The organism is Agromyces sp. NPDC055661 (genome assembly GCF_053618135.1).
Window position 1 is genome coordinate 266697 of sequence record NZ_JBSHHC010000002.1, and the last position, 25454, is coordinate 292150.

Here is a 25454-nt window from a genome sequence, read left to right on the forward strand (position 1 = left end):
CGCCACGCCTTCCCGCAGACTCCGCTCCGAAGCGCTCGGGCCCTCCGTGCCCGAGCCTGACGTGCCGAGAGGTGGCCGAGTGCGCGAACCGACTGCCCCGCCGCTCGCGCGCGCGGCCCTCGATCGCGACGGCGACGCCCGGGCCGACGACGCCGCCCACGCGCACTTCGACGCCGATCCGGCGGCCCGCGTCATCGCCGTGCACCGCGACACGGCACTGCTCGCCGAAGTGTTCGAGGGGTCGGTGCCGTCGCTGCAGTTCCTGCGCCCCGGCGACGTGCCCGCGCCCGTGCTGCGCGCCTACCTCGGTCGCACGGTCGCCTCGTCCGAGTCGATCGACGGCCTCCCGCCCGGCACGCCGATCGAGCTGCGGGTCGTCGACGCGGATGCCGCGGCCGCACTCGAGGGCGAGGACGCCCGGTGGTCGGGGCTCCGCGCGGCCGCGCCCGTGCTCGGCGACCGCGACGCCGGGCTCTTCACCGAGGCGCTCGCGCTCGCGAACTGGCACGCCGGCGCCCGCTTCTGCCCGCGGTGCGGTTCGACCACGACCGTGGTGCAGGCCGGCTGGGCGCGCCGGTGCGATCGCGAGGGCAACCTCCTCTTCCCGCGCACGGATCCGGCCGTGATCGTGCTCGTCACCGACGACGACGACCGGGTGCTGCTCGGCTCGAACGCGCTGTGGGAGCAGAACCGCTTCTCGCTGCTCGCCGGATTCGTCGAGCCGGGGGAGTCCCTCGAGGCGGCGGTCGTGCGCGAGGTCGGCGAGGAGGCTGGCCTGCGCGTCGACCGGGTCGACTACGGCGGCTCGCAGCCGTGGCCGTTCCCCGCGAGCCTGATGCTCGGCTTCACCGCGCGCGTCGCCGACGGCACTGTGCCGTCCACGGCGGCGCCCGACGGCGTCGAGATCCTGCAGCTGCGCTGGTTCACCCGGGCGGAGCTCGCCCAGGCGGTCGGCGACATCGCGCTCCCGGGCGGCTCGTCGATCGCCCGATGGCTGCTCGAGCGCTGGTACGGCGGCCCGATCCCCGAGTCGCTCACGTGGACGACGTCGTGACCGGGGCATCCGACCCGTTGCTCGCACCGCTCGACGACGACCAGCGGGTGGTGGCCGAGGCGCTCATCGGGCCCGTCTGCGTGCTCGCGGGCGCCGGCACCGGCAAGACCCGGGCGATCACGCACCGCATCGCGTACGGCGTGGCATCCGGCGCCTACGACCCCGCACGGGTCATGGCGCTCACCTTCACCTCGCGCGCGGCGGCCGAGCTGCGGGCGCGTCTTCGCGCGCTCGGCGCGGGCGGCGTGCAGGCGCGCACGTTCCACGCCGCGGCGCTCGCGCAGCTCAACCACTTCTGGCCGCTCGTGGTCGGCGGGTCGGCGCCGCGCGTGCTCGAGTACAAGGGACGACTGCTCGGGGAGGCGGCCGAGCGGATGCGACTGCGGGTCGACGTGCCGACGCTGCGCGACGTGGCATCCGAGATCGAATGGCGCAAGGTCAGCGTGCTCGGCATGGACGACTTCGAGCGTCGCGTCGCGTCGCGCGGTGCTCCCGGCGACCTCACGGCCGAGCAGCTGTTCGCGCTCATCGCGGGCTACGAGCAGCTCAAGGACGAGCGGCGCATGCTCGACTTCGAGGACGTGCTGCTCGCCACCGCCGGCATGATCGAGGCGGAGCCGTCGGTCGCGATGCAGGTGCGCGAGGGCTACCGGCACTTCGTCGTCGACGAGTACCAGGACGTGTCGCCGTCCCAGCAGCAGCTCCTCGACCTCTGGCTGGGCGGCCGCCGCGACCTCTGCGTGGTGGGCGACGCGAGCCAGACCATCTACTCGTTCGCGGGCGCGACGCCCGAGTACCTGCTCGGCTTCGAACGCCGCTACGAGGACGCGACCCTCGTGCGGCTGGAGCGCAACTACCGCTCGACGGCCGAGATCGTCGACGTCGCCAACCGGCTCATGCGCGGTCGGGCGGGCGCGCTGCGACTCGAGGCGGTGGCGGCCACCGGCTCCGCCGAGCCGACCACGAGCCGAGCGGATGCCGCGCCGCCCGTCGAACCCGTCGTGCTCGAGTTCCCCGACGAGCTCGCCGAGGCCCGGGCGGCCGCAACGCGCATCCGCGAGCGCATCGACGCGGGGATCCGTCCCGAGGCGATCGCCGTGCTGATGCGCGTGAACTCGCAGTCGGCGATCCTCGAGCGGGCGCTCGACGAGGTGGGCGTGAGCTCGCGCGTCCGCGGTGCGGCGCGGTTCTTCGACCAGCCCGAGGTGCGCGAGGCCGTGCACGCGCTGCGCGCGGCGGCGCTCACGATCTCGGGCGAGCCGCTCTTCAAGTCGGTGAGCGACGTGCTGCGATCGCTCGGCTGGACCGTGCAGCCGCCTGAGGGTCCGGGCGCGGTGCGGGCGCGATGGGAGTCGCTCAACGCGATCGCCCGACTCGTCGACGACGCGCCCGACGGCACCACGTTCCGCGCGTTCGCCGACGACCTGCGCGCCCGTGCGGAGGCGCAGCACGAGCCGACGGTCTCCGCGGTCACGCTCGCGACGCTGCACTCCGCCAAGGGCCTCGAGTGGGACGAGGTGCACATCGTCGGCCTCACCGAGGGCATGCTGCCGATCGCCTACGCGAAGGGCTTCGACGCGATCGACGAGGAGCGGCGGCTGCTCTACGTCGGCATCACGCGGGCACGGCGCCGCCTCGCGCTGAGCTGGGCGCGGGCGAGCGGCGCGCATCGAGGGGAACGGGAGCCGTCGCGGTTCCTCCAGGAGCTGAGCACCCGCACTCGGGATGCGGCTCGTGCCGGTGCGACCGCGGGAGCGCGGCCGGTCGTGCGCGACCGAGCCTGATCGACGTCGACGCGAGCGCGCCCGGTCCGTGGGCCAGGCGATCGTCGACGGCCGCGACCGCGATCGCGGCGGCGCCGATCATCGCCCGCGCATCGCGGGTGGCCGAGGGGCGGCCGGCCAGCTGCGCCGCGATGACCGGCCATGCGGCATCCGCGTCGCGACGCGCGAGCTCGAGGCAACGCAGGCACGGGCCGGCGCCGGGCTCGACGAGCGGGCCGACCCGAGCGCCCGCGTCGTCGAACACGATGGCGAGGTGCGGCACGTCGCGGCGGAGCCACCGCAGGTGACGCGCGGGGCGCACGACCCAGTCGGCGGCGATGACGGCGATCGAGACGGCGTCGAGCACGGATGCCGCGACGCCCGTCGTGCCGTCGCGGGCGGGGTCAGCGTGGTCGGCGACCTCTCCGGGGTCGGCGACGCGGTCCGCGTCGCGCTCGAGGTCGACCACGTCGTGGCCGAGGGCGGTCAGGTCGGCTGCGAGTCGCGCGCCGAGCTCACCCTCCGCGTCGATCGCGACCGTGCGGCGTGACGCCGGGCCCGCTGCCTCGGGCGCCGGCACCGGCACCGCCTCGAACGCCGGCTCGAGCGCGGTGAGCAGTTCGCGGACCCGCTCGGGGCTGCTGCCGAGCCCGAGGCCGATCGTGGTCAGCGTGCCGACGCTCGCGCCGTGGCGGAGCGCCGAGATGAGGCCCGTCTCGAGGTCGCCCGCGTCGCGGAGCACCACGCGGGCCTCCGTCGCCCCGAGCTGGAGGTCGGCGGGCGAGCGCCAGACGAGCGGGAGGGCCGGGTCGATGCGCGGAGCCATGACGCGAGCATGCCCGAGCGCGGCGCGGCGGCGCGGCATCCGTCCACAGGTGGCACGCACGGGCCGGACGCGCAGGGCCGGACGCGCAGCGCCGGACGCGCAGCGCCGGACGCGCAGCGCCGGACGCACAGGCGGGACGACCGGAGATCCCGGCACCCGCCGCCCCGTCGGGTCAGGCCTTGGGCTCCTCGCCGTCCTCGCCGGGCGCCGCGGGCGTCTCGCCGCGGAGCAGCTGCTCGAGCGCCTGGTCGAACTCGTCGTCGGCCTCGGACTCGGCGGTGTCGCTGCCCGTGAGTCGTGCGACGAGGCCGCTCGGGTCGTCGATGTCGGCCGACGTCGGCAGCAGGTCGGGGTGCGCCCAGAGCGCGTCGCGCGCCTCGACGCCGACCGCCTCGGTGACCGCACGCCACATGGCCGCCGCCTCCCGGAGTCGGCGCGGACGCAGCTCGAGGCCGACGAGCGTCGCGAATGCGGACTCGGCCGGGCCTCCGGACGCACGCCGGCGCCGGATGGACTCGGCGATCGCGTCGGACTTGGGCAGGCGACCGGTGGCGTCGGCCGTCACCGCGTCGACCCAGCCCTCGACGAGCGCGAGCATCGTCTCGAGGCGGGCGAGCGCCGCCTCCTGCGCCTCGCTCTTCGGGCGGATCAGCGCGCCGTTCACGACCGCGTCGCGCAACGCGTCGGTGTTCGACGGGTCGAAGCCTTCTGCGAGCTCCTCGAGGCGGTCGGTGTCGATGTCGATGCCGCGGGCGAACGCCGTGATGGCGGTGATGAGGTGCAGGCGCAGCCAGCGCGCGTGCCGGAAGAGCCGGGCGTGCGCGAGCTCGCGCACGCCGAGGTAGAGCTCCACCTGGTCGCTGGGGATGTCGAGGCCGTCGCCGAACTCGGCGACGTTCTGGGGGAGCAGCGCAGCGCGGCCGTCGTTCTGCAGCGGGATGCCGATGTCGCCGCCCGAGACCACCTCGTCGGCGAGCTGCCCGACGACCTGGCCGAGCTGCATCGCGAACAGGGCGCCGCCGATGCCGCGCATCATGCGGCTCGCGCCCTGGATCATCGACTTCAGCTCCTCGGGCGCCTGCTCGCTCATCACGCGGGTCAGGGAGTCGGAGATGCTGAGCGCCACGGGCTCCGCGAGCTGCGACCACACGGGCATCGTCGCCGCCACCCACGCGCGTCGCGTGAGCAGCTCGGGGGTGTCCGGCAGGCCGCCGAAGTCCACGACCTCGTCGAGCCAGAGCGCCGCCACCTGGAGGGCCTGGTCGAGGCGGGCGCGCTCCTCGGGCGTGATCTGCCGCTGCTCGGATGCCGCGCGCTCCTCGCCCTGGCGCAGCGCGACGCTCCAGTCGATGCCCTCGTCGCCGCGGTTCATCGCCTGCTGCAGCTGCCCGAACAGGGCCGCGATGCTCGCCGGATCATTGGGCAGTCCGGCTGCGCCCGCGAGCCGGGACGGATCGATGCCGCCCGACCCCGAGAGCAGCTCGCGGAGCATCTCCCGGAACTCCTCCTCGGGGTTCCGTTCGAAGGACTCGTCGTCCCGATCGGCCACGTGCGCCACCTCCAGTCGCGTCACTTCAACCGTAGCCCCGGCACTCAGGCGCGTGTCTGGGAAATGGCCTAGGCTGGGCCTTCCGGCTGTCCGCCCTTCGCGAACATCGCCGCCCGGCGCCCCAGGCGGCGTCCGGCTCGCCCTGGGAGGAATGGGATGGCCCTCTTCGACGACGACCCGTCGCCGCGCCCGCGCGCCCGCTCGCGCCGGGAGCGGATCGGCGGCATCGCGATCATCGTCGCCGTCCTCATCGGCGTGCTGTTCGCGCTGCTCCCGTCGCCGTACGTCATCGAGCAGCCCGGGCCGGTCTACGACACGCTGGGCACCGCCGACCACGACGGCGACGATGTCCCCCTCATCGAGATCCCCGACGAGGAGACCTTCCCCACCGACGGCGAGCTGAACCTGCTCACGGTGACCGTGCTCGGCCGCCCGGGGCAGACGCCGAACTGGCTCGAGGTGCTCGGCGCCTGGTTCGACCGCACGCGCTCGGCGGTGCCGGTCGAGGCGATCTTCCCGCCCGGCGTGACCGACGAGGACCGGGACGCGCAGAACGAGGCGGCGATGGTCGACTCCCAGCAGGACGCCATCGCGGCGGCCCTCGTCGAGCTCGGCTACGACTTCCCGCGCGACGTGACCGTCGCCGGCATCGTCGAGGACTCGCCCGCGGTGGGCGTCCTCGAGGAGGGCGACGTCATCACCGAGGTGAACGGCGAGCCGGTCAACTCGATCGACGAGCTGCGCGGCGCGGTCCGCGACAACGGGGCCGAGGCCCCGGCGGAGCTGTCGATCGTGCGCGACGGCGCGCCGCTCACGGTGCAGGTGACCCCCGTCGAGCGCAACGGCTCGGTCGTGCTCGGCGTCGGCGTGCGGATGGCCTACGAGTTCCCGATCGACGTCGAGCTCCAGCTCGACAACGTCGGCGGCCCGAGCGCGGGCATGATGTTCGCCCTCGGCATCATCGACAAGCTCACGCCCGGCGCCATGACCGGCGGCGAGATCATCGCCGGCACCGGCACGATCGACTCGGCGGGCGAGGTCGGGGCCATCGGCGGCATCCGGCAGAAGCTCTGGGGCGCCGAGGGGGCGGGGGCCGACTGGTTCCTCGCACCCGCCTCGAACTGCGACGAGGTCGTGGGACATGTCCCCGACGGCATCCGGGTGTTCGCCGTCGAGACCCTCGACCAGGCGCGCTCCATCGTCGAGACCATCGGCGAGGGCGGCGACACCTCGGGATTCCCGTCCTGCGAGGCATCCTGAGGCGTCGCTGACAGCGAACGGCCGAACAGCCGTTTCCAAGCATCGCGACCATAGGATGGAATCCCGAGCCCCCACAGCGACCCCGAACAGAGGCCGAGAGTGTCAGCACAGACGCAAGAACCGAGGATTCCGCGACGCCGCGCGCCGATCCTGATCACGATCGGGGTCGTCGCCCTGCTGGTGATCGGGTTCTTCGTGTTCGTCGGACTCTACGCCGACGTCCTCTGGTACGACCAGCTCGGATTCCTGAACGTGCTCACCACGGAATGGATCGCGCGGATCGTCCTGTTCCTCATCGGGTTCCTCGCGATGGCCGTGCCCGTCTGGGCGTCCATCCAGCTCGCGTACCGCACGCGGCCCGTCTACGCGAAGCTCAACTCGCAGCTCGACCGGTACCAGGAGGTCTTCGAGCCGCTGCGCCGCCTCGCGATGTACGGCATCCCGGCCGTGCTCGGCGTGTTCGCCGGCGTCTCGGCATCGAGCCGCTGGGAGCTCACGCTCATGTGGCTCAACCGCACGCCGTTCGGCACGAACGACCCGCAGTTCGGCTTCGACGTGGGCTTCTACGTCTTCGAGCTCCCCTTCTACCGTTCGATCGTCGGGTTCGCCTCGGCCGTCGTGCTCCTCTCGCTCCTGCTCGTCATCGCGACGAACTACCTCTACGGCTCCATCCGCGTGAGCGGTCGCGAGGTCGTCATCTCGAAGTCGGCGCGGATCCAGATCGCCGTCACGGCCGGCATCTACCTGCTGCTGCAGGCCATCAGCATCTGGTTCGACCAGTACGCCACCGTCACCGAAAACTCGACGCTCATGACCGGTGCGGCATACACCGACGTCAACGCCGTCATCCCGGGTCGCGGCATCCTCGCCGCGATCGCCGCCGTCGTGGCGGTGCTGTTCTTCGTGACCGCGATCATCGGGCGCTGGCGCCTGCCGCTCATCGGCACCGCCCTGCTCATCGTGTCGAGCCTCATCATCGGCTCGCTCTACCCATGGGTCATCCAGCGCTTCCAGGTCGACCCGAGCGCCCGTTCGCTCGAGGCGCCCTACATCGAGCGCAACATCGACCAGACACGCGACGCCTACGGGGTCGCCGACATCGAGTCCATCCCGTTCGAGGCGAAGACCGACGCCGAGCCCGGCGCGCTGCGATCGGATGCCGCGACGACCGCGAACATCCGCCTGATGGATCCGCTCGTGATCAGCCCGGCGTTCCAGCAGCTCGAGCAGTTCCGGCAGTACTACCAGTTCCCCGACGCGCTCGACGTCGACCGCTACGACATCGACGGCACCACGCAGGACACCGTGGTCGCCGTGCGCGACCTCGCCCTCTCGGGCCTCGGCGACGCCGAGACGTGGTTCAACTCGCACATCGTCTACACGCACGGCTACGGCCTCGTCGCGGCGGCGGGCAACCAGCGCTCGGTCGACGGTCAGCCGGTGTTCCTGCAGTCCGGCATCCCGTCGACGGGCGTGCTCGGCGAGTTCGAGCCGCGCGTGTACTTCGGCGAGGACTCGCCGTCGTACTCGATCGTGGGCGCGCCCGAGGGCTCCGACCCCGTCGAGCTCGACTATCCGGCGGCCGGCGCGTCGACCGACGAGCAGACCTACACGACGTTCGAGGGCGACGGCGGTCCGAAGCTCGACAACGTGTTCACGAAGCTCGTCTACGCGCTGAAGTTCCAGTCCGAGCAGATCTTCCTCTCCGACGCCGTGAACGACGATTCCCAGATCCTCTACGACCGCGACCCCATCGAGCGCGTCAAGAAGGTCGCGCCGTACCTCACGCTCGACTCCGACACCTACCCGTCGGTCGTCGACGGGCGCGTGGTCTGGATCGTCGACGGCTACACGCTCACCGACCAGTACCCGTACTCCAACAAGGTCAGCATGAGCGAGGCCATCGCCGACAGCGAGGGCCTGCCGCAGTCGCTCCCGTTCGACGAGGTCAACTACATCCGCAACTCGGTGAAGGCCACGGTCGACGCCTACGACGGCTCGGTGAAGCTCTACGCCTGGGACGACCAGGACCCCATCCTCCAGACCTGGCAGAAGATCTTCCCCTCGACGCTCGAGCCGATGAGCAAGATGTCGGGCGACCTGCTCAGCCACGTGCGCTACCCGGCCGACCTGTTCAAGATGCAGCGGGCCATCCTGGGCCGCTACCACGTGACCAACCCCGGCTCGTTCTACTCGCGTGAAGACGCGTGGACCACGCCGAACGACCCGACCGCGGCCTCGAACACGCAGCTGCTGCAGCCGCCGTACTACCTCACGATGCAGATGCCCGGGCAGGACGTGCCGGCGTACTCGCTGTACTCGACGTTCATCCCCGAGGCTCGCGGCGAGCAGAGTCGGAACGTGCTGCGCGGCTACCTCGCGGTGGACTCCGATGCGGGGTCGACCGACGGCGAACGTGCGGAGGGCTACGGCAAGCTGCGCCTGCTGACCCTCCCCGAAGACGACAACGTGCCGGGTCCGGGGCAGGTGCAGAACACCTTCAACGGCGATCCGACGGTGTCGCAGTCGCTGAACCTGCTGAAGCAGGGGCAGTCCGAGGTGATCAACGGCAACCTGCTCACGGTGCCGGTCGGCGGCGGCCTGCTCTACGTGCAGCCGGTGTACGTGAAGTCGACCGGCAACACGAGCTACCCGCTGCTCCAGAAGGTGCTCGTGGCCTTCGGCGACCAGATCGCGTTCCAGGACACGCTGGACCTCGCGCTCGACGTGCTGTTCGGCGGCGACTCCGGCGCCGCGGCGGGCGACGAGGAGGTGGAGCCCGGCACGACGCCGACGACGCCGCCCGAGGGCGGTGAGCAGCCGACCACGCCGACCGTTCCGAACGACGAGACGCAGGCGCTGCTCAACGAGGCGAAGGTCGCCCTGCAGAACAAGCAGGCCGCGCTCGCCGCGGGCGACTGGGCCGCGTACGGCGCCGCCGATGCGCAGCTCGCCGAGATCATCGCCCAGCTCATCGAGCTGAACCAGCCCGACACGAACCCGCAGTAGCGTGACCGTCGACCTGCGGGGCGGTGACTGGCTCGACGACAACCGGGCGAACTGGGACGAGCGCGTGCCCGTGCACGTCGCGTCGGACTTCTACGACCAGGAGCCGCTGCGGCGGGGCGACGGCGTGCTCGACCCCATCGCGCGGGCGGGCATCGATCGCCTGTTCCCCAACGGCATGCACGACGTGCGCGTGCTGCACCTGCAGTGCCACTTCGGCTCCGACACGCTCTCGCTCGCGAATCGCGGCGCGAGCGTGGTCGGCCTCGACTTCTCGCGGCCGGCGGTCGAGGAGGCGCGGCGCATGGCGGCCGAGCTCGGCATCGACGATCGAGCCCGCTTCGTCGAGGCGAACATCTACGACGCGCGACACCTGCTGCCCGAGCCCGAGTCGTTCGACCTCGTCTTCACGACCTGGGGCACGATCGGCTGGCTGCCCGACGTCGCGGAGTGGGCCCGCATCATCGCCTGGTTCCTGAAGCCAGGAGGCCGGCTCTACTTCGCCGACGGGCACCCCACCGCGTTCGTGTTCGACGGCGACGGCGGACCCGGCGGCCTGCCGGTGTTCCAGTACCCGTACGCGAACCCCGAGCCCGACGTGCTCGAGGACGGCCGCGACTACGCCGACGACGAGGTCGAGATCTCGAACGCGCGCACGTGGGAGTGGATGCATCCGCTCGCCGAGGTGCTGCGTGCGCTGCGCGAGGCCGGACTCTCGATCGAGGCGTTCGACGAGCACTACCGGGTGCCGTGGCGGATCTTCCCGCTCACGGTGCCGGTCGGCGAGGGCATGTTCGGGTGGCCGTCCGAGCAGTGGCTCCCGCTCTCGTACGAGGTCGTCGCGACGGCCCCGCCGCGCTGACTGCGCCCCTTCGACGGGGTGCTGCCGAAGGGCTCGCCGAGAGCGCTTTCCATGGCCCGATCTGGGGTATTGTGACGCCGGTGTCGCGCGAGCACACTGTGCCGTATGGGCGTGGTCGCGCAGGTGCTCGCGGTCGTCGAAGGGCTCGCCCTGATCCTGGTCGGGATCATCACGGCGTTCTTCTTCCGCAGCCCGCGGCTCTTCACGTTCCTCTACATCCAGCCGGCGGATCTGGAGGCGGTTCGGCCGTGGGCCGTCTACAGCGGCTACGTCAACATGCTCTGGGGGCTCGGCGTCCTGGCGGGCGTGCTGGCCGTGAACCTCGGCTATCCCGAGGTCGGACGCACCCTCGTGGCGTTCACGAGCATCGTGCTCGTCGTCCTCGGGTTCGTGATCATCTTCACCGAGATCCGGTATTGGCGGAACGTGATCGTGCTGGTAACCGTGCCGGTGCTCGTGATCGTCGCCATGCTCGTCTGAGTCGGGCTCGATTGGACGACCGATGACCCGCATGCTAGTGTTATCTCTTGTGCCGCGGGGTGGAGCAGCTCGGTAGCTCGCTGGGCTCATAACCCAGAGGTCGTAGGTTCAAATCCTGCCCCCGCAACCAGCAACAGAAGATCCCGGTCTCATTTCGAGGCCGGGATCTTCTGCTTTCCCGGCACTCTACGATGGCCGGATGGCCCTTCCCGAGACTCGCTCCGACCTCCTCGACGAGGCCCGCCGTGCGGCTGCTCGTGCGCGTCGCCGGGATCGACGAGGCGAAGCTCTACAGCGCGTCGCGGCATCCGTGGGTCTCGGGGCCGCTCGCGGAGCCCGTGCACGAGTGCCTGGGCGGTCATTACGAGTGGGCGATCGGAGCCATCGCCGCTGCTCGGGACTGACCTGCATGCAGTGACGGGTGCCGCCCCGGTCGCGTTACGCTGACCGCATGGCCGCGCCGACTCCGACCGATCCCGGATTCCCGATCGCCGTCGCCCAGTTCGCGCCCGGCGCCGACGCCGACGCGAACCTCGCCGAGATCACCCGGCTCGCCGAGCTCGCGGTGGCGCGGGGCGCGCGCCTCGTCGTGTTCCCCGAGTACTCGAGCTGGTTCACGCCCGAGCCCGGACCCGACTGGCACGCCAATGCGGAGCCCGTGGGCGGCCGGTTCACCGACGGGCTGGCCGACCTCGCGACCCGCCTCGACGTGCACCTCGTCGCCGGGATGATCGAGCGGCTCGACGACGACGAGCGCCGCGTGGGCAACACGGTGGTCGCCGTCGCGCCGGGCGAGGGCGTCGTCGCCCGGTACCGGAAGCTGCACCTGTACGACGCGTTCGGACAGCGCGAGTCGGAGTCGGTCGCGCCGGGCGACATCGCGTCGCCCGAGGTCTTCGAGGCGGGCGGCCTGCGGTTCGGGTTGCAGACCTGCTACGACGTGCGGTTCCCCGAGGTGACCCGCCGCATCGTTGACGCGGGCGCCGACGTGGTGTGCATGCCCGCCGAGTGGGTCCGCGGGCCGCTGAAGGAGGCGCACTGGCGCGTGCTCACGACGGCCCGTGCGCTCGAGAACACGATGTACGTCGCGGCCGCCGACCACGCGCCGCCGGTCGGTGCGGGCAACAGCATGGTCGTCGACCCGATGGGCGTCGAGGTCGCCACGATCGGCGAGGCGACGGACGTCGCGGTCGCCTGGGTGTCGCGCGAGCGCATCGAGGCGGTGCGGCGGCTCAACCCGGCGCTGGCGCTGCGGCGTTTCGACGTCACCGAGCGGCGCAGCTGAGCCGATCGGCTCTGCCCGGACCCCGAACGGTCAGCCCGCCGCGAGCCCAGCGAGCCGCGCCGACGCGTTCTCGAGCACCGAATGCCGCTTGCAGAACGCGAAGCGCACGAGGCTGCGGTACGCGTCCTGGCGGTCGGGGTGCACGAACGCCGACACCGGGACGCCCACCACGCCCGCGCGCTCGGGCAGCTCGCGGCACAGCACGGCTCCGTCGCGGTACCCGAGCGGCGCGGCATCCGCGACGATGAAGTAGCCCGCGGCGGGGCGCGAGATCGCGAAGCCCGCGGCCTCGAGGCCGACCGCCAGCAGGTCGCGCTTCGCGCCGAGCTCGGCCGCGGCATCCGCGAAGAACGCATCGGGCAGTCCCAGCCCGGTGGCGATCGCGGGCTGGAACGGCGCGCCGTTCACGAACGTCAGGTACTGCTTGACGGCGAGCACGGCGGTCACGAGCGGGGCGGGCGCGGTGACCCAGCCGATCTTCCAGCCGGTCGTCGAGAACGTCTTGCCGCCCGACGAGATCGACACGGTGCGATCCCGGGCGCCCGGCAGCGTCGCGATCGGCGTGTGCGGCGTGCCGAACGTGAGGTGCTCGTAGACCTCGTCGGTGACGATGATCGCGTCGTGCCGCTCGGCGAGGCGCACGACGAGCTCCAGCGTCTCGCGGTCGAGCACCGCACCCGTCGGGTTGTGCGGCGAGTTCACGAGGATGACGCGCGTGCGATCGGTGACCGCCGCTTCGAGCTCGCCGGCGTCGGGCCGCCAGTCGGGGAACCGAAGCGGCACCGTGCGGTGCACGCCGCCGGCGCGCGCGATGAGCGCCGCGTAGGCGTCGTAGTAGGGCTCGAACGTCACGACCTCGTCGCCGGCGTCGACGAAGGCGAGCAGCGTCGCGGCGAGCGCCTCGGTGGCACCGGCCGTCACGAGCACCTCGGATGCCGCGTCGACCTCGAGCCCGTACCAGCGGCGCTGGTGCGCGGCGATCGCCTCCCGCAGCACTGGCATGCCGATGCCCGGCGGGTACTGGTTGACCCCGTCGGCGATGGCCTGCCGCGCCGCCTCGAGCACCTCGGCCGGGCCGTCCTCGTCGGGGAACCCCTGCCCGAGGTTGATCGCGCCCGTGCGCGCGGCGAGGGCGCTCATCTCGGCGAATATCGTGGCGGCGATGCGGCCGTCGGCGTCGAGCAGGCCGGCGCCCGCGGCGGTGCGCTGCCAGGGCCGCAGGCCGGGTGCGGGGGAGAAGTCGCTCACGCTCTCACCGTACGTCAGGGTGGGGCCGGTACGCTGGCGCCCGGGCTCGACGGGCGCCTCCACCGCATTCGGAGGACTCACCGCCCGGTGATAGCCGGATCACAGACTTCGCCGATGCCGTACACAGACTCGCGCGGGATGCTGGCATCGCTTTGGAAGGAGCAGACCATGACCGACACCACTGACGGTTCGACGGGGGAGGCCCGCGAGGGCGTCGTCGACGCCACCTCCGCAACCCCTGTGCCCGCCGCGAGCCAGGCCGGAGAGGCCGCAGCGACGACCCCCGAGACCCCCGCCGCGTCGTCGGAGACGCCGGCAGCACCCGAGGCGGCTCCGGCCGCCGCCCCCGCAGCATCCGAGCCGGCTCCGGCCGCGCCCGCGACGCAGGCCCCCGCGGCGCCCGCCGCACCCGCGACCCACGCGCCCGAGACTCCCGCTCCGGCCGCTCCTGCGACCCCGGCACCGGTCCCGGCCGCCCAGGCGACCGGCACGGTCTACCAGCCCGGCCAGGCCCCGCAGCCCTACGCCGCGCCCGCTCCCGTCGCCGCGGCATCCGCCCAGCAGACGGCCCCGACGCAGCCCGTGAGCGGCCAGGTGCCGCCCGCGTTCGGCGGACCCCGCCCGGCCGACGCCCCGGCGGCCGGCTCCTACGCCGGCGTGCCGCCGTACGGCACGCAGCCCGGCCAGCCCGCACAGGCCGGCCAGCCCGCGCCCAAGCAGCGCCGGGTCGGCCTCGGCGTCGCCGCCGCCATCGTGGCGGCCGCGCTCATCGGCGGCGCGTCCGGTGCCGGCATCACGGCGCTCATCTCGAGCAACCAGCCGCCCGCCACGAGCGACAGCGCCGGCAGCGCGCAGAACATCGTCGTCAACGACACGGACTCGGTGAACCAGATCACCGCCGTGGCGGCGAAGGCCAGCCCGAGCGTCGTGACCATCTCGGTCACCGGCGGCCAGGCCGGCGGCACCGGCTCGGGCATCATCCTGTCGGACGACGGCTACGTGCTCACCAACACGCATGTCGTGACCCTCGACGGCGCCACGGGCGACCCGACCATCCAGGTCAAGACGAGCGACGGCCACCTCTACGAGGCGAAGCTCATCGGGACCGACCCGCTGTCCGACCTCGCGGTCATCAAGCTCGTGGACGCGTCGGGCCTCACGCCCCTCGACTTCGCCGACTCCGACAAGCTCAACGTCGGCGACACGGCGATCGCCATCGGCGCACCGCTCGGCCTCTCGGGCACCGTGACGAACGGCATCATCAGTGCGCTCAACCGCTCGATCGACGTGGCCTCCTCGGCCGCGCCGACGACGCCCGACGACTCGCAGGGCGACTCCGGCCAGGGCGACTCCGGCCAGGGCGACCAGGGCCAGGGCGACGGCCAGAGCCCGTTCGACTTCTTCTTCGACCTGCCCAACCCCGACGGCAGCGAGTCGCAGGCGCCGCAGGCGTCATCCGGCCAGGTGTCGCTCCCGGTCATCCAGACGGATGCCGCGATCAACCCGGGCAACTCGGGCGGTGCGCTCCTCGACTCCGAGGGCAAGCTCATCGGCGTGAACGTGGCGATCCTCTCGGCGGGCGGCTCGGGCTCCGAAGCCGGCAACATCGGCGTCGGGTTCGCGGTGCCGTCGAACCTCGCGAAGCGCATCTCGCAGGAGATCATCGACAGCGGGACGGCCACGCACGGCCTCCTCGGCGCGACGGTCACGTCGGCCGAGGCGGACGGCCAGAGCGACACCGTCGGCGCCCTGATCTCCGAGGTGAGCTCGGGTGGCGCGGCGGAGCAGGCCGGCCTGAAGTCCGGTGACGTGGTCACCGAGTTCAACGGCGTGCCGATCACCGACCAGACCGACCTCACCGCGCAGGTCCGCGCGCTGCCGGGCGGCGAGAAGGCGCAGATCACCTTCACCCGCGACGGCGACTCGCAGACCGCGACCGTGACGCTCGGCACCTTCGAGGGCTGACGCTCGCACGACCGGTCGAACGCAGGGGCCGGGGTCCATGGGACCTCGGCCCCTTCGGCGTCCGCGGATGCACCGGCTGCTAGGCTCGATCGACCCGAACGAGTGAGGAACATGCCCGATCAGCACCATGAGGCGGCAGCGTCGCCGCTCGTCGGCGTCTCGTACGTCATGCCGGTGCTGAACGACGCGACGCACGTGCGCGCCGCCGTGGAGTCGATCCTCGCGCAGGACTACTCCGGGCCCGTCGAGGTGCTCATCGCGCTCGGTCCGTCGATCGACGGCACCGCCGAGCTCGTGGCCGACCTCGCCGCCCGCGACGACCGCGTGCGCGTGCTCGAGAACGAGGTGGGCTCGACGCCGTCGGGCCTCAACATCGGCATCCGCGCCGCGCGGTACCCGGTGGTCGTGCGGGTGGACTCGCACTCGATGCTGCCCGTCGACTACGCCCGCGTCGCCGTCGGCGTGCTCGAGCGCACCGCTGCCGACAACGTCGGCGGCATCATGGACGCCCACGGCGAGACCCCGTTCGAGCAGGCCGTCGCGCTCGCCTACACGACGAAGGTCGGCCTCGGCGGATCCGCGTTCCACGTCGGCGGCGCCGAGGGCCCGGCCGAGACCGTGTACCTCGGGGTGTTCCGCCGCAGCGCGCTCGAGCGCGTCGGCCTCTTCGACGAGACCATCAAGCGCGGCCAGGACTGGGAGCTCAACCGGCGCCTGCGCCAGACCGGCGGCACGGTGTGGTTCACGCCCGAGCTCGCCGTCACCTACCGGCCCCGGTCGAGCGTCGATCGGCTCGCCCGGCAGATGTTCTCCACCGGCCTCTGGCGCGGCGAGTTGGCACGTCGCTTCCCGGCGGCCAACGGCATCCGCTACTTCATCCCGCCGGCGATGGTGGTGGGCGTGACCGTCGGCCTGGTCCTCGGGATCATCGGCCTCGTGCAGGCCGCGATGGGCGCGACGCCGTGGCTGCTGCTCGGCTTCGTCGTCCCCGCCGCCTACCTGCTCTTCGTCGTCGCCGCGACGCTCGTCTACGCCCGCGGACGCGGGGCCGCCGTGGCGTGGTGGTTTCTCGTAGTCTTGCCCTGCATACACGTCTCGTGGGGTGTGGGCTTCGTGCTCGGGTACCTCTCGCTGACGAGCAACATCGCCAAGCACACGGGAAGGTGACGCGGATGTCACAAGCCGGTCCGGCCCAGGCCAGGCCCACGAGCATCGCCGAGCTCCGCGCCGTCACCCAGCCGCCCGAGGTCCGCGGTCGACGCAACGCCGAGCACTGGACGGCGTCGCTCTACCTCCGCCGCTTCTCGCCGTACCTCACGTGGTTCCTGCTGAAGACCCCGATCTCCGCGAACGGCGTCACGGGCCTCATGATCCTCGTCGGCTGGTCGACCGCGGCGGCCCTGCTCATCCCCGGGATCTGGGGCGCGCTGCTCGCGGTCGTGCTCGGCCAGCTGCAGATGCTCGTGGACTGCTGCGACGGCGAGGTCGCCCGCTGGCGCCGCACGTCGTCGCCCGCCGGCGTGTTCCTCGACAAGGTCGGCCACTACACGACCGAGGCGCTCATCCCGCTCGCGCTCGGCATCCGCGCCGCGGCGTACCCGCTCGAGTTCCCGGCCGACTTCCTCTGGACGACGGTCGGCGCCCTGCTCGCGCTCGTCATCGTGCTGAACAAGGCGCTCAACGACATGGTGCACGTCGCCCGCGCGAATGCCGGCCTGGCGAAGCTCGCCGACACGCACGGCGAGACCGCGCCCCGCGGCGGCCTCATCGCGAAGCTGCGCAAGGCGGCGCGCTTCCTGCCGTTCCACCGGCTCTACCACTCGGTCGAGCTGACGCTCATCGCGCTCGCCGCGGCCATCGTGGGCCTGTTCGCCGGGCAGCCGCTCGTGGATCGCATCGTCGTCGTGGTGCTGCTGCCGCTCGCGGCGCTCTCGCTGCTGGGGCACTTCGTCGCGATCATGGCCTCCCGCCGTGTCCGGTACTGACCGTTCGTTCCCTGAGCCCGTCGAAGGGCCCGCTTCGACGGGCTCAGCGAGCGACTCGGTCCCTGAGCCCGTCGAAGGGCCCGCTTCGACGGGCTCGGCGAGCGACTCGGTCCCTGAGCCCGTCGAAGGGCCCGCTTCGACGGGCTCAGCGAGCGGAACCGGGCGGCCGCGGGTCGGCGTCGTGGTGCTCACCATGGGCAAGCGGCCCGACGACCTCGCGCGCGGCATCCGGAGCGTGCTCGAGCAGCAGGACGTCCCCGTGGACGTCGTCTGCGTCGGCAACGGGTGGAACCCCGCGACCGCCGAGCCGCCGCTGCCGAGCGCGGTGAAGACGCTGCACCTCCCCGAGAACCTCGGCATCCCGGCCGGTCGCAACCGCGGCGTGCCCGAGGTGGCGGGCGACGTGCTGTTCTTCCTCGACGACGACGCGTTCCTGCCGAGCCCGCGGTTCCTGGCCGACGGATGCCGCGAGCTCGCCGCCCGGCCCGAGCTCGGCCTCATCCAGCCACGTGTCGTCGATCCCACCGGCGAGGTCTCCCCGCGACGCTGGATCCCGCGCATCCGCAAGGGCGACCCGGCGCACTCGAGCAACGTGTTCTCGTGCTGGGAGGGCGCCGTGCTGATGCCGCGCGCCGTGTTCGACGCCACCGGCGGCTGGGCGGATCCGTTCTTCTACGCGCACGAGGGCATCGAGCTGGCGTGGCGGGTGTGGGACACGGGTCACGTGGCCTGGTACGCGGGCGATCTCGAGGCGGGGCATCCGGTCATCGACCCCGCTCGCCACGCGTACTACTACCGGCTCAACGCGCGGAACCGCGTCTGGCTCGCCCGGCGCAACCTGCCGCTCGTGCTCGTGCCGCTCTACGTCGGCTCGTGGACCGCGATCCAGGTGCTGCGCTGGTTCCGCAACCCGTCGGCGCTCACGGCGTGGTTCGGCGGCTGGCGCGCGGGCTGGCGCGAGGATCCGGGGGAGCGGCGTCCGATGCGGTGGCGCACGGTGTGGCGGATGACGCTCGCAGGCCGGCCACCGATCGTCTGACCCCGATCATCCGACCCCGAGCGTCCGACACCGGTCGCCCGACCCGGGCCCCGGGGCATCCGTGCCTTCGGTACCCTAGTGCGAGTGGGATTGCGGAGAGATGCACAGCGCGCCGTCAAGCTGGCCAAGGACATCATGTGGTCGCGGCGGGCGCAGCGTGAGCTGCTGAGGAAGCTGCGCGACCTCCCGGCGCTCGAACCGCACCACTACCGCGTCGGCGTGTACTTCGCCGACGGCCGGGTCAACCTCTACCAGTTGCGGCAGTGGTACAAGCCGCTGCTCGAGCTCTCGAAGACGCATCCGGTGCTCATCCTGAGTCGCGCCTCCGGGTCGGCGCTCGAGCTCCTCGAGGAGTCGCCCCTGCCCGTGGCGTACGTGCGCCGCGTCGTCGACCTCGAGCAGGTCATCCACGACCAGGACCTCCACGTCGTGTTCTACGTGAACCAGAACGCGAAGAACTTCCAGATGATGCGCTACGGGCGCCGCTGGCACGTGTTCATCAACCACGGCGAGTCCGACAAGATGTACATGACCACGAACCAGTTCAAGGCGTACGACTACGCGCTCATCGCGGGCGACGCGGCCCGGGCGCGGCTCGAGAAGGTCCTCTGGGACTACGACTTCGACAAGCGTGCGATCCCGATCGGGCGCCCGCAGGCCGATCACTACCTCGACGGCACGCCCCTGCCGTACACGCCCGACGAGCGCGAGGTCGTGCTCTACGCACCCACGTGGGAGGGCGATCGCGGTGCCGCCGCGTACGGCTCGATCGCGTCGCACGGCGTCGCGCTCGTGAACGCGCTGCTCGCCACCGGACGGCACCGGGTGATCTACCGGCCGCACCCGCGGTCGGGCGTCGTCGACCCCGACTACCGCGCAGCGAACCGCGAGATCATCGAGGCGATCGCGGCGGCGAACGCGGCCGACCCGTCGGCGCAGCACGTCTACGACGACGGCCCCTCGCTCGGCTGGCAGCTCGCGGCGGCGGATGTCGCGATCGTCGACATCTCGGCGATGGTCTACGACCGGCTCGCCGCGGGCAGGCCGCTGCTCATCACCCGTCCGGCCAACCCCGAGGCGCAGATCGACACGGGCGGCTACCTGCAGGCGTGCGAGTGGCTCGACGCGGGCGACGGGGCGAGCATGCTCGCGCGCGTCGACGAGGTCGCGCACGACGCCGAGGCGCTCGAACGGCTCGGTGTCTGGGTCGAGCGGTACTTCGGGGACACGACCCCCGGCGTCACGACGGCGCGATTCCACGACGCCGTCGACCACCTCATGGACGAGTGGGCGCGCTTCGCCGCGCTGCACGCGGACGACGAGGAGGTCGACGAGTTCGACGAGGACGACGAGGACGAGGCGGAGGCGCTGGCGTAGGCTCCGCGGGCTCGTGCACGGCGCTCAGCCGGCGCGCCGGGCCCCGGTGTCGTCGTCGCCGCGCTCGCCGAGGGGCGGCGTGACGTCCGACGGCGTCGGAGGCTTCGCCCCCACGACGTCGCTCGTCTCCTCGGCCCTGCCCGCTTCGAGCGCGTCGTCGCCCTTCCTCCGGCGGGTGATGCCGCGGCCGACCTTGCCGGCTGCGCCGCGGATGCCGCGTCCGGTCGTCGCCGCGAGCTCGCCGACGGCCACGCCGGCCCGGGTGATCCGGGAACCCGTCACGCGGATGAACCCGTCGCCCTCGCGCGGCTCGAGCTCCGCGGGCAGGACCGCGGGCGCCCCGCCGAACGCGAGCCGGGACTGCTGCAGCACCTTGCGGCCGAGCAGGTGGTTGCCCGTGCCGCCGATCGCGGCGCCGATGCCGAACGGGATCGCCTTGCCGATGATGCCCGCACCGCCGCGCACGGCGAACTGCTTCACGAACACGCGCCGCAGCTGATCGACCATGGTGCCCATGAGCGCCTTCGGCATGCTGTTCGTGATGAGCTCGCCCCAGAACACGTTGCGGGCGGGTCCGCCGCCGGTCGCCTGACCGGCGAACTGGCGCACGAGGTCGACGCCCTCGCGGCCGAGCATGAGGGTCATCACGAGCGCTCGCGCGCGCTCGGGGTTGTCCACGGGGATGCCGTGCACCTCGGCGACCGATTGCGCGAAGAGCGCGGTCGCCTCGAGGAACCCGGCCGTCTCCACCCCCGACAGCGCGAGCGTGATGCCCGTGCTGATGCCGGGGATCACGGCGGTGGCGCCGACGGCGGCACCGCCCGTGGTCACGGCGGCCAGGTAGCGCCGCTCGAGGATCCGCACGAGCTGGTCGGGCGTCGCGTTCGGCACGCGTCGACGGATGCCGCGCAGGTGCGCCAGCACGATCGGACGCTGGATCGACAGCACCGCGTCGATGCCCCGCTCCATGCCCTGGGCGCGTCCGGTGTCGGCCGGGCGCTCGCCCGCTCCGCGGGTCGTCCCCGGCCGGCCCGGATCGGGCTGCCACGCCGCCGACCCGTCGGCGGGCGCACCCGGCTCGCCCTCGTGCGGTCCGGACGGCCCCATCGAGGTGATCCTGTGCACCCGTTCGGCCATGCCGAGCATCTTAGAGCGCCAACCCGAGCGAACCCCCGACGATCGCTCGGGCTGGCCACGTGCGGGCGCGATGCGGTATGCGCCGCTCGACTCACCGCGGCAGCGGGTTCGGGCCCGTCGCCGTGACGAGCCGCTGGGGGACCCAGCCCTCGACGTGGTGGATGCCGTCGAACGCCCCGCCCTGCAGCTCGATCACCTCGCGCAGTGGGCGGCGGTGGAACTTCACGTGCGTGAAGTCCTCGAACAGGACGTAGTACGGCTCGTTCCACCGATTCTGGAACTGCTGGCCGGTGAGCACCTCCCGATGCTCGCGGGAGAACGCGTCGACGTCCTCGCCGACGACCACGCCGAAGTGCTCCATGCCCATCTTGTAGACGCGCTGGTGCACGGGCGGGATGAGCTCGATGAGCGGGATCTGCTGACCGTCGAGGACCTCGAGCGGCTCGGCCAGCAGGAGCATGGACATCGGGCGGCCGTTCCAGACGCCCTCCACGTTGGCGGTCGAGTGGCGCTCGAGCAGGGTCCGCAGGTGCAGGTACTGGTCCCACTCCGCCACGCGGACGGCGAGGTGGCCCAGCTCGTAGGGCGCGATGTCGATGCCCCGGGCGAGCAGTCGATCGTGCTGCTGCGACGTGAACGCCCGGTAGTCCCCGATGATGTCGCCGACCGGATCGGCCATCGCCGACCTCCCCTCAGCCGCCTCAGCCGCCTCAGCCGCCCTCAGCCGCCTCAGCCGCCATGGTACGCCCGGGCATCCGAGGACGTCGTCGGGGGAACGAGGCCTAGGTCGTGCCGTGCTCGGCGTTGTAGCGCTCGAGCACGTCGTCGATGGGCCCGTCGAGCACGAGCGCACCCTTGTCGAGGTAGAGGCCCCGCGTGCAGAACCGCCGCAGGTCGCGTTCGTTGTGCGACACGAAGAAGAGCGTCCGGCCGCCGGCCAGGAGCTCCTCGATGCGCTTGTAGCACTTCTCGCGGAAGGCCTTGTCGCCGACCGCGAGCACCTCGTCGACGAGGATGATCGGCTCCTCGAGCTGCGAGATCACGGCGAACGCGATGCGCACCTTCATGCCGCTCGACAGGTGCTTGTAGGGCGTGTCGAGGAAGTCCGCGATGTCGGCGAACCCGATGATCCCGTCGAACTTCGCATCGATCTGCGATCGGGTCATGCCGTGCAGCCCGGCCGTCAGGTAGACGTTGTCGCGCACGGTCAGGTCGTCGACGAACCCGCCGGTGATCTCGATGAGCGGGGCGACGCCGCCGGTGACCACGACGCGGCCCTCGTCGGGCATCATGACGCCCGCCACGAGCTTCAGGAGCGTCGACTTGCCCTGGCCGTTGCGCCCGACCACGCCGATCGCCTCGCCGGGCCGCACCTCGATCGTGAGGTTCCGGAGCGCCCAGAACTCGCCGGGCCGCGTGCGGCGGCGGCGTCCGGCCAGCAGGTCCTTGAACGACCGGCGGCCGCGCCGGTTCCGGCGGAAGCGGATGCCGAGCCCCTCGGCCCGGATCGCGTACGTCTCGGTCGCCGCGAGGGCGGCGGCTGCGGCATCCGTCATCAGATCTCCTTCAGCACCTGGCGCACGCTGCCGCGGAAGACGAGGAGTCCGATGCCGAGCAGGGCGAGCGACATCAGGGCCGAGATCACGACGTTGAACCAGTCGAGCTCCTGCGGGAAGAAGCCGGCGCGGTAGAGGCCGAAGATGCCGGAGAGGGGGTTGAACGCGGCCCAGACGTGGAGCTGCTCGGGCAGGTTCTCGACGCCGTAGATGATCGGCGACGCGTAGAAGAGGAAGCGCAGGACGAGCTTCACCGCGCGCTCGAGGTCGCGGAAGAACACCACGAGCGGCGCGACGATGAGCGCCACCCCGCACGTGAGGATCGCCTGGAGCAGGATCGCGAGCGGGAAGAACACGAGCTCCCACCCCACCTTCGCCCCGGGCGAGAAGATCACGAAGAGGGCGAGCACCGGCAGCGAGAGCAGGAACTCGATCCCCTTCGACAGCACGATGCGATTCACCCAGATCGTGCGCGGGATCATCGTCGACCGCACGAGCTTCGCGTCCTTCAGGAAGGCCCGGGTCGAGTCGGAGACCGCCCCGTTGAACCACATCCAGGGGAGCAGCGCCGCGAGCAGGAACACGATGTACGGCTCGGTGCCGACGGGCCGGTGGAACACCTGCGTGAACACGAACCAGTAGATGCCGGCCATCACGAGCGGGTCGAGGATCGACCAGAAGTAGCCCAGCGCCGAGGTGGAGTAGCGCACCTTCAGGTCGCGAGTCGTGAGGAGCCAGAGGGAGTGCCGGTAGCGGATCCACGGCGTCCGCTGGAGCGGATGCGTGTCTCCAGCACTCCCGACGGATACCGCGCTCATCACGATCTCATCGTAGAGGCCATGCGGCGGTAGGTTTGAAAGCAGGCGGGCGGCGCGTGCTGCGCCCGGTCGTACGGCCGCGCCCGGTCGGAAGGAGTGTCGTGCACCGCACCAGCACCCGTGTGCTCCTCAGCTGCGCCGCGATCGGCGTCGCCGGGGGACTCGTGGCCGGGGCATCCGGATACCTCGCCGCGGCGTTCGCGGCGTTCATCCCCGTGCTCTACGGGCTCACGATCGGCACGCATTTCCTCCCGAGCGCCGTCGCCCTCGCGCTGCTGCGCCGTCCGGGCGTCGCCGTGCTGGCCGGCTTCATCGCGGGACTCGTCGGCGCCGCGTTCGCGCCGCTCTGGATCTGGCGCTTCGTCGGCACCGGCCTGCTCGTCGGCGCCCTGCTCGAGCTGCCGTTCCTCGTCACCCGGTACCGCAACTGGAGTCCGTGGCTCTACTACCTCGCCGCCGGCTTCGCGGGCGTGGCGCTCGCCGTCGGCACGTTCGTCGTGCTCGGCGCCGAGCACTACGCGCCGTGGGCCTGGGTGCTCTACCTCGCGCTGTTCGTCGCGAGCCCGGTCTTCTTCACGTGGCTCGGCCGCGTCATCGCCGCACGGCTGGCGAAGGCGGGCGTAGCCCGGCAGTCGGTGGGCGACACGCAGAACGCCGGCTGAGACGCGAAGAGCGGATGCCGTCGGGCATCCGCTCTCCACTGCTGTGGTGCTGCGATCACACGAAGTGGTTCGCACGCTCCAGGTCTTCGGCGAAGTCGATCTCGACCGCGTAGAGGTCGGAGATGTCCATCGGCTCGACGAGCATGCCCTGCTTCTCGATGGCGAGCTCGATGCCGCGCTCGAAGTAGTCCTGGTCGCCCACGCGCTGCAGGAACGCGAGGAGCGCGGCCTTGTCGCGGCTCGACACGTAGTTGATGCCGACGGCCTCGCCGAGACCGCCCCTGACGGTCTTCGAGAGCTCCTTGATGTAGCCCTCGGCGGTGGTCGTGTACTTGACCTCCTCGTCGGACACCTTCGCGGTGTTGACCGTCACGAACGACTGGTCGCGCTCGATGAGCGGCAGGGCGCGGTCGAGGATGCGCGGGTCGAACACGACGTCGCCGTTCATCCAGAGCACGCCGCCCGCCTGCGACGCCGCGAGGGCGCGCATGAGGCTCTTCGAGGTGTTCGTCTGGTCGTACTCCTCGTTGTAGACGAAGGACGCCTGCGGGAACGCCTCGATGATGTGCTCGAGCTTGTAGCCGACGACGATCGTCACGTTCGGGTCCTTGCCGAAGGCGTGCTCGATGTTGTCGAACTGCTGGCGCATGATGGTGCGGCCGTCGCTGAGCTCGGTGAGCGGTTTGGGGAGGGATCGTCCGAGCCGGCTCCCCATGCCGGCTGCCAGAATCACGATCTGGGTCACTGCATCTCCTTATGGTGGACGGATGCCGCGGGCGATCGGCCCCTCGCCGATTCTTCACCCGTCGTTCATCCGGAAGTTCACATGTGGACACGCCGTTATGCCGATATACAGGGTACCGGGCGGCCCCTTCGCGGAACGAGCCGAGCCCGACGTCGTAGTGCGATCGTGATGCGACACTCAGGAAACCCACAGCTTCCTCCGCGCGTCGCATGACGCCCCGACTGGGTTACGCGGGTCGCGGTTGGTAGGTTGTCTGGGTGACTTCCGTTTCGCGCTCCGATCACGACGACGAAGCTCCCGAAGGCACCGGCACGGGGGTGTCCGCCGAGGGGGGACCGTCCAGCGCGCCGCGCACCCCGCGCGCGGCGGCGAAGCGCACCACGCGCTCCACGACCTCGAAGTCGGGCGCCGCAGCCGCGTCGCGCACCGCTCGGTCCTCGGCCGCGAAGGGAGCGGCGTCGAAGACCGCAGCATCGCGCGCCGCCGCCTCCGAGGGTGCGCCCACGCGGCGCACGAGCTCGCGACCCGATGACACGTCGGGCGAGACCACGAGCACGACCGCCCGCACGGCGTCCACCGCCAAGAACGCCGCGGCGAAGTCGGCGGCGTCCAAGACGGCCGCGTCGAAGACCGCCACGGCGAAGTCGGCTGCAGCCAAGCCGGCCACGTCGAAGACCAACGCCGCGACGGCCCCGTCGTCGCCCGAGGCCGACGAGACGACTCGGAAGGCACCCGCCGCAGGCACCGAGCAGGGCGCGTCGGGCGCATCGGATGCCGCGTCGGATGCCGCGTCCACCGCGAGCCCGGGTTCGAAGCGCACCACAGCATCGCGTTCCG

At 71.8% G+C, this 25454-nt stretch carries 22 protein-coding genes and 1 tRNA gene; 15 read left to right on the forward strand and 8 right to left on the reverse strand.

The genetic code is table 11. From position 1 onward, the window contains the following. The first annotated feature begins 79 nt into the window (after positions 1 to 79). Positions 80 to 1054 (forward strand): NAD(+) diphosphatase, encoded by a 975-nt coding sequence (gene nudC / locus ACWGO8_RS14805; protein ID WP_452043799.1) that lies wholly within the window; start codon positions 80 to 82, stop codon positions 1052 to 1054. Continuing rightward, the gene (locus ACWGO8_RS14810) at positions 1039 to 2838 is read left to right on the forward strand and encodes an ATP-dependent helicase (RefSeq protein WP_452043800.1); all 1800 of its coding nucleotides are present in this window, start codon (positions 1039 to 1041) and stop codon (positions 2836 to 2838) included. The genes nudC and ACWGO8_RS14810 overlap by 16 nt, the downstream gene beginning before the upstream one ends. 977 nt (positions 2839 to 3815) lie before the next feature. On the opposite strand, the gene ACWGO8_RS14815 is transcribed toward ACWGO8_RS14810, so the two are convergent. After that, positions 3816 to 5135: a zinc-dependent metalloprotease gene (locus ACWGO8_RS14815; RefSeq protein ID WP_452044572.1), complete on the reverse strand. Its 1320-nt coding sequence runs from the start codon at positions 5133 to 5135 to the stop codon at positions 3816 to 3818. 213 nt (positions 5136 to 5348) lie between these two features. Here ACWGO8_RS14815 and ACWGO8_RS14820 point away from each other — a divergent pair, with 213 nt between their 5' ends. From ACWGO8_RS14820 to ACWGO8_RS14850, 7 genes are all read left to right on the forward strand, one after another. Next, positions 5349 to 6452 carry a YlbL family protein gene (locus ACWGO8_RS14820; RefSeq protein WP_452043801.1) on the forward strand — a complete coding sequence of 368 codons (1104 nt, stop codon included), beginning with the start codon at positions 5349 to 5351 and terminating at the stop codon, positions 6450 to 6452. Positions 6453 to 6551: 99 nt separating this feature from the next. Then, positions 6552 to 9461, forward strand: coding sequence for a UPF0182 family membrane protein (locus tag ACWGO8_RS14825; protein WP_452043802.1), 2910 nt, complete (start codon positions 6552 to 6554; stop codon positions 9459 to 9461). 1 nt (position 9462) lies between these two features. Further along, positions 9463 to 10320, forward strand: coding sequence for a class I SAM-dependent methyltransferase (locus tag ACWGO8_RS14830; protein ID WP_452043803.1), 858 nt, complete (start codon positions 9463 to 9465; stop codon positions 10318 to 10320). 105 nt (positions 10321 to 10425) lie between these two features. Then, positions 10426 to 10800: a DUF1304 family protein gene (locus ACWGO8_RS14835; protein ID WP_452043804.1), complete on the forward strand. Its 375-nt coding sequence runs from the start codon at positions 10426 to 10428 to the stop codon at positions 10798 to 10800. A gap of 53 nt (positions 10801 to 10853) precedes the next feature. Next, a tRNA-Met gene (locus ACWGO8_RS14840) sits at positions 10854 to 10930 on the forward strand. A 115-nt stretch (positions 10931 to 11045) separates the two neighbouring features. After that, positions 11046 to 11204, forward strand: a complete 159-nt coding sequence (locus ACWGO8_RS14845; RefSeq protein ID WP_452043805.1) for a hypothetical protein — start codon at positions 11046 to 11048, stop codon at positions 11202 to 11204. Between the two features lie 47 nt (positions 11205 to 11251). Further along, positions 11252 to 12085 carry a carbon-nitrogen hydrolase family protein gene (locus ACWGO8_RS14850; protein WP_452043806.1) on the forward strand — a complete coding sequence of 278 codons (834 nt, stop codon included), beginning with the start codon at positions 11252 to 11254 and terminating at the stop codon, positions 12083 to 12085. A gap of 30 nt (positions 12086 to 12115) precedes the next feature. Here the strand turns inward: ACWGO8_RS14850 and ACWGO8_RS14855 are convergent, their stop codons facing one another. Further along, the gene (locus ACWGO8_RS14855) at positions 12116 to 13333 is read right to left on the reverse strand and encodes a pyridoxal phosphate-dependent aminotransferase (protein ID WP_452043807.1); all 1218 of its coding nucleotides are present in this window, start codon (positions 13331 to 13333) and stop codon (positions 12116 to 12118) included. 168 nt (positions 13334 to 13501) lie between these two features. Here ACWGO8_RS14855 and ACWGO8_RS14860 point away from each other — a divergent pair, with 168 nt between their 5' ends. The 5 genes from ACWGO8_RS14860 (at position 13502) to ACWGO8_RS14880 (ending at position 19699) form a co-directional block, all read left to right on the forward strand. Continuing rightward, entirely contained in the window at positions 13502 to 15298 is a 1797-nt protein-coding gene (locus ACWGO8_RS14860) for a S1C family serine protease (protein WP_452043808.1), read from the forward strand. Positions 15299 to 15409: 111 nt separating this feature from the next. After that, positions 15410 to 16465 (forward strand): glycosyltransferase family 2 protein, encoded by a 1056-nt coding sequence (locus tag ACWGO8_RS14865; RefSeq protein ID WP_452043809.1) that lies wholly within the window; start codon positions 15410 to 15412, stop codon positions 16463 to 16465. Positions 16466 to 16470: 5 nt separating this feature from the next. Beyond that, positions 16471 to 17283, forward strand: a complete 813-nt coding sequence (locus tag ACWGO8_RS14870) for a CDP-alcohol phosphatidyltransferase family protein (RefSeq protein WP_452043810.1) — start codon at positions 16471 to 16473, stop codon at positions 17281 to 17283. A gap of 193 nt (positions 17284 to 17476) precedes the next feature. Beyond that, entirely contained in the window at positions 17477 to 18322 is an 846-nt protein-coding gene (locus tag ACWGO8_RS14875; RefSeq protein ID WP_452044573.1) for a glycosyltransferase family 2 protein, read from the forward strand. Positions 18323 to 18406: 84 nt separating this feature from the next. Then, on the forward strand, positions 18407 to 19699 hold the full coding sequence (locus tag ACWGO8_RS14880) for a CDP-glycerol glycerophosphotransferase family protein (RefSeq protein WP_452043811.1): 1293 nt from the start codon (positions 18407 to 18409) through the stop codon (positions 19697 to 19699). Between the two features lie 24 nt (positions 19700 to 19723). Here the strand turns inward: ACWGO8_RS14880 and ACWGO8_RS14885 are convergent, their stop codons facing one another. The 4 genes from ACWGO8_RS14885 to ACWGO8_RS14900 form a co-directional block, all read right to left on the reverse strand. After that, positions 19724 to 20806 (reverse strand): hypothetical protein, encoded by a 1083-nt coding sequence (locus tag ACWGO8_RS14885; protein WP_452043812.1) that lies wholly within the window; start codon positions 20804 to 20806, stop codon positions 19724 to 19726. Between the two features lie 121 nt (positions 20807 to 20927). Then, the gene (locus tag ACWGO8_RS14890; protein WP_452043813.1) at positions 20928 to 21515 is read right to left on the reverse strand and encodes a VOC family protein; all 588 of its coding nucleotides are present in this window, start codon (positions 21513 to 21515) and stop codon (positions 20928 to 20930) included. A gap of 103 nt (positions 21516 to 21618) precedes the next feature. Then, positions 21619 to 22392: an ABC transporter ATP-binding protein gene (locus tag ACWGO8_RS14895; protein WP_376955435.1), complete on the reverse strand. Its 774-nt coding sequence runs from the start codon at positions 22390 to 22392 to the stop codon at positions 21619 to 21621. Then, positions 22392 to 23210 carry an ABC transporter permease gene (locus ACWGO8_RS14900; RefSeq protein ID WP_452043814.1) on the reverse strand — a complete coding sequence of 273 codons (819 nt, stop codon included), beginning with the start codon at positions 23208 to 23210 and terminating at the stop codon, positions 22392 to 22394. Before ACWGO8_RS14900 ends, ACWGO8_RS14895 begins: the two co-directional genes overlap by 1 nt. Before the next feature lie 101 nt (positions 23211 to 23311). Here ACWGO8_RS14900 and ACWGO8_RS14905 point away from each other — a divergent pair, with 101 nt between their 5' ends. Beyond that, positions 23312 to 23872, forward strand: a complete 561-nt coding sequence (locus tag ACWGO8_RS14905) for an ECF transporter S component (RefSeq protein ID WP_452043815.1) — start codon at positions 23312 to 23314, stop codon at positions 23870 to 23872. 55 nt (positions 23873 to 23927) lie between these two features. Here the strand turns inward: ACWGO8_RS14905 and ACWGO8_RS14910 are convergent, their stop codons facing one another. Beyond that, positions 23928 to 24617: a phosphocholine cytidylyltransferase family protein gene (locus ACWGO8_RS14910; RefSeq protein WP_376955430.1), complete on the reverse strand. Its 690-nt coding sequence runs from the start codon at positions 24615 to 24617 to the stop codon at positions 23928 to 23930. Between the two features lie 280 nt (positions 24618 to 24897). Then, on the reverse strand, positions 24898 to 25437 hold the full coding sequence (locus tag ACWGO8_RS14915) for a hypothetical protein (RefSeq protein ID WP_452043816.1): 540 nt from the start codon (positions 25435 to 25437) through the stop codon (positions 24898 to 24900). Positions 25438 to 25454 lie beyond the last annotated feature (17 nt).